The organism is Nitrospira defluvii (assembly GCF_905220995.1).
Lineage (GTDB): Bacteria > Nitrospirota > Nitrospiria > Nitrospirales > Nitrospiraceae > Nitrospira_A > Nitrospira_A defluvii_C.
Genome location: NZ_CAJNBJ010000017.1, coordinates 158,464 through 173,818, shown reverse-complemented (window position 1 = coordinate 173,818; position 15,355 = coordinate 158,464). Strand labels below are relative to the sequence as shown.

Annotated in this window: 19 protein-coding genes; 9 read left to right on the top strand and 10 right to left on the bottom strand. The window is 61.8% G+C overall.

What is annotated here, in order from left to right; translation table 11 throughout:
* The first annotated feature begins 14 nt into the window (after positions 1–14).
* Positions 15–983, top strand: a complete 969-nt coding sequence (locus KJA79_RS15940; protein WP_213043056.1) for an acetyl-CoA carboxylase carboxyltransferase subunit alpha — start codon at positions 15–17, stop codon at positions 981–983.
* A gap of 270 nt (positions 984–1,253) precedes the next feature.
* Complete coding sequence (locus tag KJA79_RS15935) at positions 1,254–2,570, top strand: outer membrane beta-barrel protein (protein WP_213043055.1); 1,317 nt, start codon at positions 1,254–1,256, stop codon at positions 2,568–2,570.
* A gap of 73 nt (positions 2,571–2,643) precedes the next feature.
* Here the strand turns inward: KJA79_RS15935 and KJA79_RS15930 are convergent, their stop codons facing one another.
* Entirely contained in the window at positions 2,644–3,234 is a 591-nt protein-coding gene (locus tag KJA79_RS15930) for a ferritin-like domain-containing protein (protein ID WP_213043054.1), read from the bottom strand.
* 8 nt (positions 3,235–3,242) lie between these two features.
* Positions 3,243–3,443, bottom strand: coding sequence for a hypothetical protein (locus tag KJA79_RS15925; RefSeq protein ID WP_213043053.1), 201 nt, complete (start codon positions 3,441–3,443; stop codon positions 3,243–3,245).
* Between the two features lie 107 nt (positions 3,444–3,550).
* Between KJA79_RS15925 and hrpB the strand changes: the two genes are divergently transcribed.
* The 3 genes from hrpB (at position 3,551) to def (ending at position 7,206) form a co-directional block, all read left to right on the top strand.
* On the top strand, positions 3,551–6,049 hold the full coding sequence (hrpB, locus tag KJA79_RS15920; RefSeq protein ID WP_213043052.1) for an ATP-dependent helicase HrpB: 2,499 nt from the start codon (positions 3,551–3,553) through the stop codon (positions 6,047–6,049).
* Positions 6,050–6,157: 108 nt separating this feature from the next.
* A complete protein-coding gene (locus KJA79_RS15915; protein WP_213043051.1) occupies positions 6,158–6,706 on the top strand; it encodes a glycine cleavage system transcriptional repressor in 549 nt (182 codons plus the stop codon).
* A 2-nt stretch (positions 6,707–6,708) separates the two neighbouring features.
* The gene (gene def, locus KJA79_RS15910) at positions 6,709–7,206 is read left to right on the top strand and encodes a peptide deformylase (protein WP_213043050.1); all 498 of its coding nucleotides are present in this window, start codon (positions 6,709–6,711) and stop codon (positions 7,204–7,206) included.
* 20 nt (positions 7,207–7,226) lie between these two features.
* Here def and KJA79_RS15905 read toward each other — a convergent pair whose 3' ends face one another.
* From KJA79_RS15905 to KJA79_RS15895, 3 genes are all read right to left on the bottom strand, one after another.
* Entirely contained in the window at positions 7,227–7,673 is a 447-nt protein-coding gene (locus tag KJA79_RS15905; RefSeq protein WP_213043049.1) for a tetratricopeptide repeat protein, read from the bottom strand.
* Positions 7,674–7,685: 12 nt separating this feature from the next.
* A complete protein-coding gene (locus KJA79_RS15900) occupies positions 7,686–8,945 on the bottom strand; it encodes an NAD(P)/FAD-dependent oxidoreductase (protein WP_213043048.1) in 1,260 nt (419 codons plus the stop codon).
* Between the two features lie 68 nt (positions 8,946–9,013).
* Positions 9,014–9,409, bottom strand: a complete 396-nt coding sequence (locus KJA79_RS15895; protein ID WP_213043047.1) for a surface-adhesin E family protein — start codon at positions 9,407–9,409, stop codon at positions 9,014–9,016.
* Positions 9,410–9,539: 130 nt separating this feature from the next.
* On the opposite strand from KJA79_RS15895, the gene KJA79_RS15890 reads away from it, so the two are divergent.
* Both KJA79_RS15890 and KJA79_RS15885 read left to right on the top strand, forming a co-directional pair.
* Positions 9,540–10,361, top strand: a complete 822-nt coding sequence (locus KJA79_RS15890) for a pseudouridine synthase (RefSeq protein ID WP_213043046.1) — start codon at positions 9,540–9,542, stop codon at positions 10,359–10,361.
* 233 nt (positions 10,362–10,594) lie between these two features.
* On the top strand, positions 10,595–11,044 hold the full coding sequence (locus KJA79_RS15885) for a hypothetical protein (RefSeq protein ID WP_213043045.1): 450 nt from the start codon (positions 10,595–10,597) through the stop codon (positions 11,042–11,044).
* 103 nt (positions 11,045–11,147) lie between these two features.
* Here the strand turns inward: KJA79_RS15885 and KJA79_RS15880 are convergent, their stop codons facing one another.
* From KJA79_RS15880 to KJA79_RS15870, 3 genes are all read right to left on the bottom strand, one after another.
* Positions 11,148–11,564, bottom strand: a complete 417-nt coding sequence (locus tag KJA79_RS15880) for a hypothetical protein (RefSeq protein ID WP_213043044.1) — start codon at positions 11,562–11,564, stop codon at positions 11,148–11,150.
* A gap of 99 nt (positions 11,565–11,663) precedes the next feature.
* Positions 11,664–12,572 carry an alpha/beta fold hydrolase gene (locus KJA79_RS15875; protein ID WP_213043043.1) on the bottom strand — a complete coding sequence of 303 codons (909 nt, stop codon included), beginning with the start codon at positions 12,570–12,572 and terminating at the stop codon, positions 11,664–11,666.
* A gap of 99 nt (positions 12,573–12,671) precedes the next feature.
* Entirely contained in the window at positions 12,672–12,995 is a 324-nt protein-coding gene (locus tag KJA79_RS15870) for a hypothetical protein (RefSeq protein WP_213043042.1), read from the bottom strand.
* A gap of 529 nt (positions 12,996–13,524) precedes the next feature.
* Here KJA79_RS15870 and KJA79_RS15865 point away from each other — a divergent pair.
* Positions 13,525–13,704, top strand: coding sequence for a hypothetical protein (locus tag KJA79_RS15865; RefSeq protein ID WP_213043041.1), 180 nt, complete (start codon positions 13,525–13,527; stop codon positions 13,702–13,704).
* Between the two features lie 352 nt (positions 13,705–14,056).
* The gene (locus KJA79_RS15860) at positions 14,057–14,611 is read left to right on the top strand and encodes a hypothetical protein (protein WP_213043040.1); all 555 of its coding nucleotides are present in this window, start codon (positions 14,057–14,059) and stop codon (positions 14,609–14,611) included.
* A 27-nt stretch (positions 14,612–14,638) separates the two neighbouring features.
* Here the strand turns inward: KJA79_RS15860 and KJA79_RS15855 are convergent, their stop codons facing one another.
* Together KJA79_RS15855 and KJA79_RS15850 are read right to left on the bottom strand one after the other, a co-directional pair.
* A complete protein-coding gene (locus KJA79_RS15855) occupies positions 14,639–15,103 on the bottom strand; it encodes a protein-tyrosine phosphatase family protein (RefSeq protein ID WP_213043039.1) in 465 nt (154 codons plus the stop codon).
* A gap of 52 nt (positions 15,104–15,155) precedes the next feature.
* A complete protein-coding gene (locus tag KJA79_RS15850; RefSeq protein WP_213043038.1) occupies positions 15,156–15,302 on the bottom strand; it encodes a hypothetical protein in 147 nt (48 codons plus the stop codon).
* Between the last annotated feature and the right edge of the window lie 53 nt (positions 15,303–15,355).

Genomic DNA, 15,355 nt, shown 5'->3' with positions numbered 1-15,355 from the left:
GGGAGTTCAGGAGTATGAGAGACTACCTCGACTTTGAAAAACCGATCCGCGAACTCGAAGAAAAAATCGAGAAGCTGGCTTCCGCTGAGTCACCAAAATCCGGAACCCAGGACGAAATCCGCAAGCTGCGGACCAAACTCGCCCAGGTCGAGCATCAGCTCTACACCAACCTGACACCCTGGCAACGGACCCAGTTGGCCCGTCATCCCCAACGGCCCACTACGCTCGACTATATCAACGAACTCTCCCGCGAATTTCTGGAACTCCATGGTGATCGCAACTTTGGCGACGATCGCGCCATTATCGGCGGGTTCGCCCGTTTTAACGATCGCTCGGTCATGATCATCGGCCATCAGAAGGGAAAAACCCTCAAGGAACGCATGCAGCGGAATTTCGGCATGCCCAATCCCGAGGGATATCGCAAAGCCTTGCGGCTCATGCGCCTGGCGGAAAAGTTCGGCCGCCCCATCATCACGTTAATCGACACCCCCGGCGCCTATCCCGGCATCGGCGCGGAAGAACGGGGTCAGGCTGAAGCGATCGCCCGTAACCTGTTCGTCATGTCGCGCCTGAGCGTCCCCATCATTTCCGTCGTGATCGGAGAAGGCGGCAGCGGCGGCGCCCTGGCCCTGGGCGTGAGCGACCGGATTCTCATGCTGGAACATTCCGTGTACTCCGTCATTTCTCCCGAAGGCTGCGCCGCGATTCTCTACGACGATCCGGCAAAGGTGCCGGATGCAGCGGCCTCGCTGCGCATGACCGCGCAAGACCTCGTCGGGCTCGGCATTGTAGATGAAGTCATTCCCGAACCACTCGGCGGCGCACACCGCGAGCCACGGGCCATGTGCGACCGGGTCGCCAAGGCCCTCGCCAATCAGCTTTATGCCCTGGCGGAGCTGCCGACGGATCAACTCATTGAGCAACGCGATCAGAAGTTCCGCAAGATCGGCGTCGTCGGCGGACTCGTGCCGGTTGCCACCTAACCCTCAGTCCTGTTCATCTCACGCTTCCTCCTCGCTGAACTGCAGCCGGGGTTTATTCTTCGCATCCGCATCCTTCCCAACACATCGACAGCCTACAAGGTTTCCCCGATTTTCTGACGTCCCGCGACTTGCTAGACTCCCGCCCGCTGACGTGCGGCATGTGCCCCCTCATCGATCAGCATGAATCGACCATCGCCGGGGACACCCGCACCACACCCGGCTCTCTCACGCATTAGGCACTGCAGTTTTTCACAGGAGGTCTGTAGCGGTATGTCGAAGAAGCACGTGAATAGGTTCATGATGGCAGTGATCCTCGCGGTCGGCGGCGGCACCGGTTCCGCACACGCACAGTCGTTGCCCACCGGATTGCCGTTGGGCGACCTGTCCGCGCCCGTCATCTCTGCGCAAACGTCTGGCCCGGGAGTAAGTCCTGCCACCGAGCCGCTGTGGACCGACGCCCTCTGGCACGTGGACGAGAAAGGCATCCGCCGCTTTCTGCCACAGGATGGCTTCCTGCGCATCCGGGGTTGGGTCGACGGCGGCTACACCTACAACGCCAGCAGCCCGAGCAGCAATTTCAACGGGCCATACAACGCGATCGACCGTGATATTCCGGTCCTTAACCAGTTGTATATGATCGTCGAGAAGCCGTTGACGGCTACGGGCAGCAACTGGGGCATCGGCGGACGTCTCGACTTTATGTACGGCTATGATTACTTCCTCACGCAGAGTAACGGAGTCGAGCGGCGGGAGAACGGCGGACAACGCTGGAACGCGCAAGGGCAACATTACGGACTGGCAATGCCCCAAGCCTATGCAGAAATCGGCAACCAAACCTTCTCCGTCAAGGTGGGACACTTCTACACAATTATCGGGTATGAAGGCGTACCATCCATCAACAACTTCTTCTATTCCAAGTCTTACGCCTATCAATTCGCCGGACCGTTCACCCATTGGGGTGGACTGGCGACATGGCATGTGAACGACCGGGTCACGCTGCAGGGCGGAGTGGTCAACGGGTGGGATTCGCTGGATCGGGACAAGGATAGTACGACAGGTCTCGCGAGCATCAAGTACAGCGCACCCAACGATTTCTGGTCCCTGTCGCTCGCGATGGTGACAGGCAACGAACCGAGCGCCGTAGCGACACGATTCGAAACCCGTACCCGCTACAGCGCCATCTTCACGCTGCATCCGGCGGAGCGGTGGGAATATGTCTTCCACCACCACTACGCGTATCAAAATCAGGGCAAGCTCGATGGCGGGACCGCACGCTGGTACGGGATCGACAACTACCTCTACTATGCCCTCACCGATCAGTGGCGGGCAGGACTTCGCTTCGAGTGGATGCGCGACGAGGCCGGCACCCGTGTAGGCGGCAACCCGGTGCGCGACAACCCGAATCTCGGGCCCTTTGCCGGGTCCTTCTATTCCGTCAGCGTCGGCCTCAATTACCGACCGCACCCCAACGTGCTGATTCGTCCGGAAGTGCGCGCCGATTGGTTTGACGGGCAACGACAGCCCTTCAACGACGGCCTGAACAAGAATCAGGTGTTGGCGGCGATCAACGGCAATTTGCAGTTCTAGCGGAAGGCGAGAACGACGGCCGTGTCGGGTGGTCTCTGGATCACCCGACACGGTCCCCGGACCGGATCAGACGTCACTGTGCCGTCGGGACTGTGGCCTCGGTGAGCAATCCGAGCGCGACGAAGCGCTGCCCGATTGCGGATAGGATGTGGTCGCGAAGCTCAGATCGGTAAGGAGTCAGGGCTGGGTCACGCAGGTATCGATCCACCGTGCGCGGCAACTTCTTCCACCAGCTGCGTGCGGCTTCTCGCGCCTGCTGCGCACCAATCCCGCCGCCAGCCAGAATCGTCGCCAGTTCTTTTTCGAAGAATCCGACATGCACCAGCTCATCGTCCAAAATGTCCGACAGATCCGGCCTGATGCCGGCCAGCAGCGCGGCGAATTCCAGCCCCAGCGCCTCATACCCGAACAACAAGACCGCCAGCATTTCCCACTGTGAGGGCACCGTCGGCAACGTCGCCGGCCGTTGCGACAGGGTCCCGAGCATGCTTTCGAACTGCCGAAGGTGGTCCTGCTCATCCGTCTCATGACGGGCGAGAAATGTCTGCACATGGCGAGGAAGCTGTTGGGTCTGGGCCGACCGGACCGCCCACAAGGCCATGGCCTCGGCCCGAAGAAACCGCTCAAGCAGCGCCTGCTCACAGGTCTGAGGAATGGTCATCATGGCCCTGGTCAGCTCTCACTCGGCGGCGTGAGCGGACCGGCCCATTCGCCCTTGGTCAGGCCGACTTCCTGGGATGCGCCATCAGGCCATTGAAAATATCCCACCTCATCGACGAACAGAATGAGCGGATCCATCTCCTCCCCGGTGGCCCGCCACCAATACCAGCCCGCCTGTGTCGGCTTGTCGCTCGTCCAGATCAATCGTTGCATCGTGTCTTGCGCTCCTCGCTGCTGCCGGACCATCGATTCGCCCTCGGCGGGCCGGTCCCGTTTCTGGTACAGTCGTCCTCCAGCTGACTCGCAGCGGGCACCCTATCATGGACCGATTACCAATAGAAGAGGCGATTCCCACTCTGCGCGAGCGGCTCGCCACCGGACGTTCGGCCCTCCTGACCGCACAACCGGGCGCGGGCAAGACCACCCGCGTTCCGCTGGCCCTGCTCGACGAGCCCTGGCTGGCTGGACAGAAGGTGATCATGCTGGAACCACGCCGCCTGGCCGCCCGCGCCGCCGCCACCTATATGGCTGCACACCTCGGCGAGCCGGTCGGACGAACCGTCGGCTATCGCATCCGGCACGAATCCAAGGTGAGCCCGGCCACCCGCATCGAGGTCGTCACGGAAGGCATCCTCACGCGTCTCCTGCAACAGGACCCGTCGCTGGCCGGGTACGGACTGGTGATCTTCGATGAGTTCCATGAACGCAGCCTGCAGGCCGACCTTGGGCTGGCCTTCGCCAGGGAATCGCAGCGGTTGTTCCGCGAAGACCTGCGCCTGCTCGTCATGTCGGCGACTCTCGACTGTGCCGCCGTGACAGCTCTCTTGTCCGACGCCACGACCATCTCCTGCGAAGGTCGGCTGTTTCCCGTCACCACGCAGTACCTCGACCGGCCGATCGAAGGCCATCTGGAACCGGCGGTGGTGCGGAGCATCAGGCTGGCACTCGCCAAAGAACCAGGCAGCCTGCTGATCTTCCTGCCCGGCATGGCGGAAATCCGTCGCGTCGAGCGGCAGCTGCGCGAGAGTCAGCTGGGACCGGACGTCATCATTGCGCCCCTGCACGGAGAACTTCCGCAAGCCGAGCAAGATCAGGCCATTCGTCCTGCGCCGGCCGGGCATCGCAAAATCGTGTTGGCGACCTCGATCGCCGAAACCAGTTTGACCATCGAAGGCGTACGCGTCGTCATCGATGCGGGCTTGATGCGTGTTCCACGTTTCGATCCGCGCACCGGACTCACCAGGCTCGACACCATTCGCGTGACGCAAGACGCTGCCGACCAACGTCGCGGACGTGCCGGACGCTTGGAGCCTGGCACCTGCTACCGCCTCTGGAGCAACGCCGAGCATCAGGCCCTGCTCCCGCGTCGGCCGCCGGAGATACTTGAGGCGGACCTCGCACCGCTCGCGCTGGATCTGGCGGAATGGGGCGTGCTCGATGCGAACGAACTCTCCTGGCTCAATCCTCCACCGGCCGGGGCATTGGCGCAGGCGCGTGATCTCCTCCGGCAATTGGGCGCACTCGATGCGCAGGGCACGCTGACGGCACATGGCCGCCGGTTGGCCCACGTCACGGTACACCCGCGGCTGGCTCACATGATGGTCGCCGCCGTACCGTTGGGATTCGGCTCCTGGGCCTGCGACCTCGCCGCGCTCCTCAGCGAACGCGACATCCTGCAAGGCGGTCCTGGTTGGCGCAATGTCGACCTTCGGCTGCGCATGGAAACGCTGCACGGCAACAAGGAACACCTCGCCGGCGCCACCATCAACCGGACAGGCCGTGAACGGGTTCGACGCGCGTCGGAGCAATGGCGACGACAACTCCAGCTGGGCGCACCATCCGGTGACGGCATCGAGCACCTCGGCATCCTGCTGTCCTTCGCCTACCCGGATCGCGTGGCACAACGACTCGCCGGCAGCGACGGACGATACCGCTTGGCCAACGGGCGCGGCGCGGCGCTCCAAGGACAGCAGGGGCTGTCGCAGGAAGACTACCTCGTCGTGGCGCAGCTTGACGGCACGGGCGATTGGGCACGCATTCTCGCTGCCGCGCCGGTCCGCCTCCAAGATCTCGAGCGTTACTGCGCGGAGCAAATCTGCTCTGTGGACCTGTTGGAATGGGATGACCGCTCCGAATCAGTCCGTGCCCGACGCCAGCGGCGCTGGGGCCAATTGATCCTTGAGGATCGCGCCGCCCACGAGCCGGATCCAACCCACGTCACTGCCGCCCTGCTCCTCGGCCTTCGTCGCGCCGGGCTCGCCGCGCTGTCCTGGACCAAGGAGCAGCAACAATGGCGGGCACGCATTGCCCTGCTCCACCGCATCGATCCGACCTGGCCCGATCTCTCCGACGAGGCGCTCACGAAAAACCTGGAACAGTGGCTGGGGCCGTTCCTGACCGGAGTCACCAGCCTGGCGCAACTACGTCGCCTGGACCTGCAGGCCCCGCTCGACAGTCTGTTGACCTGGCAACAACGCCAGGAGCTACCCCGACTCGCGCCGACGCACATCACCGTGCCGAGCGGGTCGCATGTCCGGCTGGATTACGAACAGGGTGAATCGCCCGTGCTGGCTGTACGACTGCAGGAAATGTTCGGCTGTCAGGAGACGCCGAGGATCGCGGGAGGCAGGGTGCCGGTGATGGCGCATCTCCTGTCACCGGCCGGCAGACCTGTGCAAGTGACCAAAGACCTCGCGAGTTTTTGGCGCTCGGTCTATCAGGATGTAAAGAAGGAATTACGCGGTCGTTATCCACGCCACCATTGGCCGGACGATCCGCTCAGCGCGCAACCGACCAACCGGACCAAGCGACGCACGTAGGCATACAGCAAGACGTGTTTCTCACGCGCGGCCTCCCCACTTGCGATTCCTTACCGATTCCCGCATGCTACGCCACACGCATCCCATCCGTCAGACTACGAGCCTCACATGGACCAGTTCGCCATCGTCACCGCCTTCGGTCAAGACCGACCCGGCATCGTCGCCCTTATGGCCGACAGCCTCTATCAACTTGGATGCAATATCGAAGACAGCTGCATGACCAGACTCCGGGGCGAGTTCACCATGATGCTCATGGTCCGCCTGCCGCAGGGACTCGACGCCGAAGCGCTGGGCCATCGACTCACGGCTTCGACACGCTCGCTGGACCTTGCCGTGCTCTGTAGAGCGCTTCCCGATCAGGCTGCACTCCGTCTCCACATGCCGGAGTTGCCGACCTTCATGTTATCGGTCTACGGCGCCGACCACCCCGGCATTGTGGCGCAAGTCGCGCGTACCGTGGCGGAGCAAGGCGGCAACATCACCGATATGAATACCCGCGTGATCGGCTCGGGTGAGGTGCCCGTCTACGTCATGGTGCTGGAGATTCAGCTCCCGCAGGACCGACAAGCGGATCAACTCAAGCAGGCGCTGGAGGCACTCAAGCCGCTGTTGGGTGTGGACCTCACGTTCCGCCCGCTCGACAGTGTGACGTTCTGATCGTGGCGATCCGTTCCATCCTGCACTACCCCCATCCGACATTAAAAACAGCAAGCACCGCCGTTATGCCCTCCGATCCGGCGACGCAGGCCGTGGCGAAAGACCTACTCGATACCCTCGCCGCTTCGCCTGGCGTCGCGCTGGCCGCGCCGCAGATCGGCTATGCCGTGCGCGTGATCGTCGTGGATGTGTCGCGCAAAAAAGGCGAGAAGGGGCATGGGCTGATTGTGATGGTCAACCCCGTCATACTTTCGTTGGAAGGGCGGAAGATTCTGCGGGAAGGCTGCTTGAGCGTGCCGGACTATACCGGCAATGTCCTGCGGCATGAACAGGCGGTGGTGGAAGGCCTCGCGCTCGATGGCCGGGTCGTGACGCTCACCACCTCGGGATTCGAAGCGCTGGCGTTTCAGCACGAGGTGGACCATCTGAACGGCCTGCTGTTTCTCGACCGTATTCAGTCACTCAGCACGGACCTCTTCAGGCGGAAGACCTCTGGCTGATCACGTCCTGCGTCGCCGGCCTATTTCCTGGGTCGCCAAGCTTTCATACGCGTAGCGATGGCCTCGCGCTGGTCCGGCGTGAGCATTCCAGCCAAGGCATCGCGGCGGAGTCTGGCCCGCCCGCTGTCCTGACGACTGGCCAGCGAATACCAGAAAAAGGCTTCCAGCCTATCCTGTGTGACACCCTGCCCCTGCTCGTACAGCATACCCAAATCACGCTGGGCCAACGCATGCCCCTGATCCGCCGCGAGTTGGAACCAGCGGACGGCTTCATTCTCGTCGGTCGTACCCAGGCTGCCGGTGAGCAAGGCCTGCCCCAACATCCACTGCGCGTTCGCGTCTCCCTGGCCGGCGAGGGTCTGGAGCTGATTATCGGAGGCGGGATCGGTCAAGGCGAACGGCATCCAACCACAGAGCAACACCATCACTGCCGCAAGGATTGCACCCCACAGTCTCCTCTCCGTCATACAGGCTCCCCCTCACAACGTTTTGAAGTCGGCAAGGATCGCCTCGGCGGCGTGACGCCCGGAGCGCAACGCCCCATCAAGCGTCCCGGAGGCGCAATAGTCACCGCAGTGATACAGACCGCGTCGCAGCCGAGGTTGGCTCTCCCCGTTCCTTCCCGCAAGGAGCGAGAGCGGCGGCAAAGCCCGCATAATACGATCGGTCCGCAGATGTCGCCAAGTCTCCACCTGCCCGCCAAACCAGTCGCGCGCTTGTCGCCGGACGGCGGCAAGCAGCTCGGGACTATCCGAGGCAGCCTGGTTGGCCAGGCTCACGGCCACCAAGGCCCGTCTCGCCGGCGCATAGCTCGATGCCACCTCGCTTAACACCGATGCCGTGCCGATCGGTCCCTGACCGTCTCCGTTGACCATCAGCCATGGGCCTCGCACCGGCGGCGCAGGCGCATCGAAATAGAGCGAGATCGATTGACGACCAGGATCGGTCGGAACCGGCTCACCGCGTAGCGCCGCGGCCGTCGAAAAGTCGGTCGCCAGCACGAGGGCGTCCGCATCCAGTCGTTCACCGGACGCGAGCACGACACGGCCTCCATCGAGGCGAGCCACTGGCGCGCGCAGCCGAACGGTCCCGTCGGGAATCCCGTCGGCTAGTTGCCGGGCGATCGCGCCCATCCCTTCCTGCGGCAACGCAATGGCTCCGCGCGAAAACGCCGCCCACACCTGCTCGAAGACTCCACACGGCGTCGACAACGACTGGTCGAGAAAGACCCCGCCGAGAAACGGGCGGAAAAACCGCTCCTGGATGGCTGGCGAGAATCCGTATGCCTGCAAGGCTTCCAGCGTGCTATGCGACACTCCACTTGCGCGCGCAGACAGCTGTCGGTGCAATGCGTCCTGCCGCAAGCTGAGCACGGTCAGTTTGTCACGCAGCGAGCCGACGGGATTCATCACCGTGGCCAGCACATCCTGCGGACGGCGAAATGGATCACTGAGGCGATGGAAGCGACCGGCGTAGCGAACCAACGCACCGGGGTGAAAGGCCTGTAATCGGAGGGCGGAATAGTCCAGCACCGCTGTGGCTTCTGGATAGCCGCTCAGAAAGACCTGGAATCCGCGATCGAGCTGAAACCCGTCGACACGATCGGTGCGAACCCGGCCGCCGATATCGTCAGAGGCTTCAAGGATGGTACAGGCCAAGCCACGCTTAACCAACACACGGGCACAGGCCAACCCGGCGAGCCCGGCACCGATGATGATGACGCGTGGCGTGACAGACATGGTGGGCGCTATTCTAAACAGAGGCGGCGCCGGACTTCAGGCCCCGCGCGTCGCCTCGTCGCAGGCCGCTATCCCTTCTTGCAGGCAATCTTGAACTCTGCCTCGCCGTCACTCCCCGGCGTGACTCGCGACCATTCCCACGTCGCCTTCCCTGCCTGCATGGGACGGCCCTTTGCCATCTGCCCGGCATAATACTTCGTCTGCAGCGGCCGGCTCTTCCGGGCGTCGCAGTCGATTTGCTTCTTGACCTTCACCGACCGATAGGTCCCCTGCGGAATCTGCCGATCGACTTTAAAGTCTTTCAATGTCCAAAACGTAACGGTCTTGCCGCTCGGCCCGATCGTGGCCATATCGACATACCCGTCATACTTATGCGTGCCGCCGATCAGCACCCACTCCGCCGAAGCGGGCCCACCGATCAACAGAATCGCCCCCATGATCATCATCAGATAGTTCAGCATCATCCGTCCTTTGATTCCGCATCGAAGACCGAGACCACCACCATCGGCATCATACCATCGGTGCTCATGACATGCAGCCGTCTCTCACCACTCCCCTGCTGCTTTTCATTGGACGTCCGTGTAGAGTCACGCCATGGCACCGCCACCCAGCAGAAAGCCTTCGCCGCCACGAGAGGCTGGAGCGCCTCAGGCAACCTCGACCGGCCGGGCAGCATCTGCGTCCAGAGGCGAGACCCCACGCGTCACGCTGGACCGTCTTCTGTCGAAACTCGGCATCGCCAGCCGAAAACAAGCGCAGGAGTGGATTAGGGCCGGACGTGTCCGTATCAATCAACGCATCGTGCGCCAGCCGGACACCTGGGTCGAATGGCCCGGTGATGCCGTCGCGCTCGATGAGCAGCCGCTGCAACAGAGTCCGCCGCGCTTCGTTCTCTTTCACAAGCCAAAGGGCTGCGTCACCACGCATCACGACGAACAGGGACGCCGGACAATCTTCGACGTGCTCCCTCCGGAGATGAAACGCCTGCACGCGGTGGGGCGGCTTGACCAAGCGACCAGCGGACTGCTCCTCCTCACCAATGTCTCCACCCTCTCCAGTTTTCTTACCGACCCGAGGCACAAGATCCCGCGCGAGTATCTCGTCACCGTACGTGGAAACGTCACGGACCAGGTGCGGCAAGCGGCCATCGATGGACTAGAAGATGACGGCGAGTACTTACGGTGCGCCGCAGTGACGATTCAGAAACATTCCGGTCGCGAATCTCACCTAGCAGTCACACTGACCGAAGGCAAGAACCGCGAAATCCGGCGCCTCTTCAACGCCCTCGGCCATGAAGTGACCAGGCTGCGCCGGATTCGTTATGGCCCCTTCACGTTGGGCGATCTCCAACCAGGCGCCTGGCGAGAACTTCCGATCGCAGACGCCAGGGCCCTGCTTCACCAGGGTATACCCTGAGTCGAACCCTCTCCTTTTTTCCTACCTCCCGCGCCTGCTGCTCCGGTGAAAGAACTTGCCAACCGGCGATGCTGTGCTAAGGTCAATACAGCAGGCGAAGCGTTCGGGAACACAGTCCGCATCGTACTGAATAACCCACTCCGCTCTCGTCCTCCACAACAGTTCACCAACGTCGATCCCGACCAGGGAAGGGCCGGCTGAACCAGCCGGTCTGCATACAGGAGATCAGGACCATGAAGGAGATCGTAAAGCGATTCGCCACCGGACTTACCACCTTGGCCTTTGCCGCCGCCTTGGCGGCGCCGGCGCTGACCTATGCCGCAGGCTCAGACAAGGCTCCGCTGGAGATCAAGGTCCGCGTGAGCGAAAAGGGATTCTTCGATGAGAAGGGCAAACCCTATGGCGGAAAGCGGATGCTACAAATCCCCAAAGACACGATGGTGAAGATCACCTTCGTCTTCGGTGAAGACCTCACCAGCCTGGCTGCGGGAGATACCCACCAGATCGCCCTCCGAGCCGAGGACGGCTGGAAGCAGGAAACCAGCCCGCTGTGGATGATGAACCGGGAATCGACCGTGAGCTTTCTCGCGGGCGAGAAGGGGCGCACGCAATATCGCGCCTACTGCATCCTCGACTGCATCGGCATGGAACACCTGACCAACCTGATCATCCAGGTGATCTAGCCGCCGCAGCTCAACACCCGAAACAGAAAGAGGCTCGACGTGCCATACGACATGTCGAGCCTCCTCGCTCGCCTAGCCCAGCAAGATCACAGGGCCATACCCATTAGTAACCCCGTCCCGTGCTGCCTCCGCCACCACCCATACGTCCCAATGGTAACGCGTCATACCGCGTCTTGAGATCCGGATGCGCCGCCAGGTAACCATTCACCGCAGCCTCATCGGCAAACACGTCTTTGCTGCGCGCCCGATATTCCTCCACCGTCAGCCCACGTTTCGACAAGAGCGCGCTGAGCTTCGCATGAATGTCGTCGCCCATCTCCTTCATCTTTTCCGGCGACGGCCGCTGGCCTGAGCCATACGATTCCCCGCCCTTGAAATAGTTCGTCATCATCTCGCCGATCTCGATGCGGGCGTTCACAAATTTCTCCACGTCTGCAGGCTCGGCCGCCAGGCCGGTCCCTGCACACAACACAAGCCCCAACGCAATCCCGACGATGTGACGCGATAGCTGCATGGTCATAATCTCTTCTCCCTATGAGGACAACAAAGTGAGCACCTGTTCGGCATCATACCATCCCCGCAGAACGCTGTGCACGACGGCTCAGCGCGTCCATTTCCCTCACCGCGGAAGCTGCCTGAGAAAATCCGCGAGCACGGTCCGAAACCGGTCCGGGTCTTCAGCCATCATGAAATGGCCGGTGTTGAATTCCACGAGCTGTGCGCCGGGAATCTGCCCCTGAATCCCCATGGCAATGGCCGGGGTTGCTACATCGTCTTTCGCTCCCACCATGATCAACGTGGGCACCGTGATCGCCGAGAGTCGACCATGGACGTTGAACTGCGACATGGACGTGAGCGCCTCCCGAATTACCGTGCCGTTCCAGGTAGGAATTCGTTCGAGCAGCGACTGATAGGTTTTCGCCAATGTGCCGGCAGGAAAACTATCGACGATCATGCGCTTCGACACCTCGCGATAGTCGCGAGACTGCCCGATGGTCGGAATGTCCTTATCCAGGATCATCGCCCCGTCCGTGGTCGACACCAACACCAGCGCCCGTACCCGTTCAGGATGGTCCAAGGCCAGCTGTTGGAGAATCATCCCGCCCATCGACACGCCGACCCAGACCGCCTTCTTGATGTCCAATGCATCGGCCAGCCCGATCAGGTCGCGTGCAAACCGCTCGATCGTGAAGCCGGTCGGCGGCTTTTCCGAATCGCCATAGCCACGCAAATCGACCGCAATACCGCGAAACTCCGGCGCATAGGCGCCGACGTATTTGGGGAAGATATTGCTGGTCGTCACGACCCCGTGCACGAACACGATCGGATCGCCCGTTCCCGCCTCCAGCACACTCAGGCGCAGGCCATCCACGTTGACCAAATGGCGAGTGAAGGGCTGATCGGGCGGAATGACGTCGGATAGTTGGGGGGGATGCGCGCCGCTGTTGGTACGCACTGGCGGAGCCGTGCCGGCGCAGCCGACGACACCAACCAGTCCTAGCGCGAGCACAATTCGAAAGACCAGCATACATTCCCCCTTCTGAACAGGCTGACGGCCATTTGACGTAGCGTAAGCCGTCAGCCGGTCAGATTCAATGCTGGAATCCGATCACACGGTGCATATGGTTTACCGTATCCGTGAGGACGTCAGTCGCGAGACCGTCACCCGGACCGGCACCAACTCGTCCTGAGGCGGCACGGCAAACAACCGACGTGCGAACTCTCGAGACGCCGCCTCCAACTCGCGACAGCGATCGATAAACGGGCTCGAGGCCAACCGTGGAAAATAGTCGCGATGGCGCTCATAAAACTGCGCCCGCCGCCGCCAGCGTTCCGCATTGACGCTGAACAACCTGGCGGCAAGCTCTGAGAGACCGCGTGGCAGCGGCCTGGTAGCTTCAGACTGAACACTGCGTTCGACTCTCGATGGAGCTCTCATCACGTCTTTCATGACTCTGCCTCCCCCCATGTGCCACACTCGACGCCCTCACAAGGGCGGCCGGTGGGCGTCTTTCCTGACTCACCCTGCCCCACTGTAATTCGGCAACATGAGGAACGGATTAGAGCAGCATGAAAACAATTTCATGGAGATGGAGCCGTGATGGTGGCTCCGCCACCGAGGACCCCGACCAGTTTCCCCACCAGGCTGCAGACCGCATCCGCCTGCGGGGCGACTTATTGCCATTCCGGCAGCGAACCACATCCATCGGCCTTAAAATGACTGAAGCCGATCCAGCGAAGCCTTCGCACATCGATCAGTGAGGCCACCACCTCTTTCACTCAGCACATAATGCGCGCGGGCCGATGCGACACAGCAGCGGCTGATCACCGCGCACCAAGAACTTGATGGAATTGTCGACCTCATGAACTAGGGAATTGGCCTCCAAGGCCCAGGGGTTCCGCTAGTCGTGGCCACGGAGGGCTCGCGATAGAACAGCAATAGGCAGGTTCACCACTCGTTGTCACAGGAGGAGGTCACCATGAAACAGCAATGGCAACGCCCGGTTCGTCGGAACGACCGCCAACAGCCCGGTCATGAGAAGGAAGAGATCTGGCTCCTCTCGGTCCGAGAGTTCATGAAGCTTCCCCTGTCGAGGCTGCTCTCGACCAGAACACAGATCCGGCTTTCTCGTCTGACGTTGCCTGACCAAGCCGCATAAGCTGAGGCACAGGATGAAAGAGGTGCACCATGTACACCGATGACAGTGTGCTCACACATGATGAACACAAAGCCGCCGAGGCCGCATTCCGGGGCCTTCCTCTCGACTCCGACTGGTCCCGAGGGGCGCAGCTCATCTACATTGGAATCCTCGAAGTCACCCATGGACGGGACGTCGTGGAGGATTGCCGCTGGGAGGAAGTTGCAGCCGCTGTTGGATCCTGACTCGCCTCCTCTTCCAGCGCAGCAGCCCCGCGGGCTCCTCTGGAACGATCACCGGGGCCTGCGGCACGCCGATACGATTGAAATAGCCAGCCGAGAAGCGTAGAGAATGGGGCAGGAGAGACCTGATCATGACCCGACGGCTGTTGTTCACTCTGACTCTGCTTTTGTTACTCACCGCACCGGTCGCTGCCCAAAGTCCCTGTTCAGATTGTTTCTACGCCGCCGAAGAAGAAGTCCGCAAATGCCTTGAGAACGCCATCAGCGCTGACGATAAAAACAGCTGTTTGGAAAACCGACGGATGCGTCTCAAGGCCTGTAGCGAGAATCAATGTCAGACGGTTAGGGAAGAAACGGCAACCATGGAGACGCAGTCCACGCCTGCCCGTCCAGGCCTAGCCCCCTATACGCCCACGGAAGGGGAATGGCTGGCCCTGGTGACGAGAGCCGCCCTCCGACGGGAAGCCACACCAGACCGGCCCTACTCGCTCGACATCGTGCTCGCCGATCCGCAAACCCTGCAGATCATCGTTCGACATGCGTCCACGATGGACCGGGAACAGGTCAGGAAAGCTCTCGATGCCGCGAAAGACGCGATCCGGAACACGGCTAAGAGTTACGGCTGGGACAAGTGGGTCAAGATTCGGGAGACGGTGGAGACCTATGCGGCGAAGACAAAGAAATGAACGATCGGCAGCCATTAGCCCGATGGCTCATTCCATGATCAGCATGATTTGCGCAGGCGTGAGGAGCGCGCCTGGTTGATGGCGTCCCAGCCAGGCCAGGGCATCAGGCCCCGAGAGTCCCAAGACCGATCGGGCCAACAACGTCGCAAACAGCGCCGTACGCCCGAGCCCGGCGGAACAGTGGATGAGCAGGTTACGCCCCCGCACGGCCTGTTCATGGGCCTGCCGGAGGACATCGGTCAGGCGGCCATCGACAGGAATGCCGTAGTTGGGAATCGGCAACGGAAACACCGTTAGCCCTTCGTCACGATAGATCGCGAGCAGGTCTCGCCCCGTTTTCTCACGACATTCGTCTGGCTCAGCCAGCAGCACCACCGCATGGATGGCCGCGGCTCTGAACTCCGGCAACAATCTCCCTTCGGGATCATAGAGGCCGAACGGCATGGCGCTTCCGTAGACTAGGCCCGGCAGATTCAGCGGATATGCCGTCATCGGCCGCCCGTTCTTCCACTCCGGTGATGCGCTACTCAGCATGGTGCTCAGCCTACTCTTTCCAATCCACAAGGATATGCTTCGCCATGGCCTTGGCGGCCGTCCGCAGCCATCCGGAGTTTCGCTCAGCAAGGTCGCGCTGAACGGCCTTGATGTATGCCCGGTCCCCCAGGTGCGCACTCGCTGTCTCTCGGCGCATCCGAGAGAACACTGCGCCTGCCGAGAGGGAACCTCGTGAATGGCGCGATACGG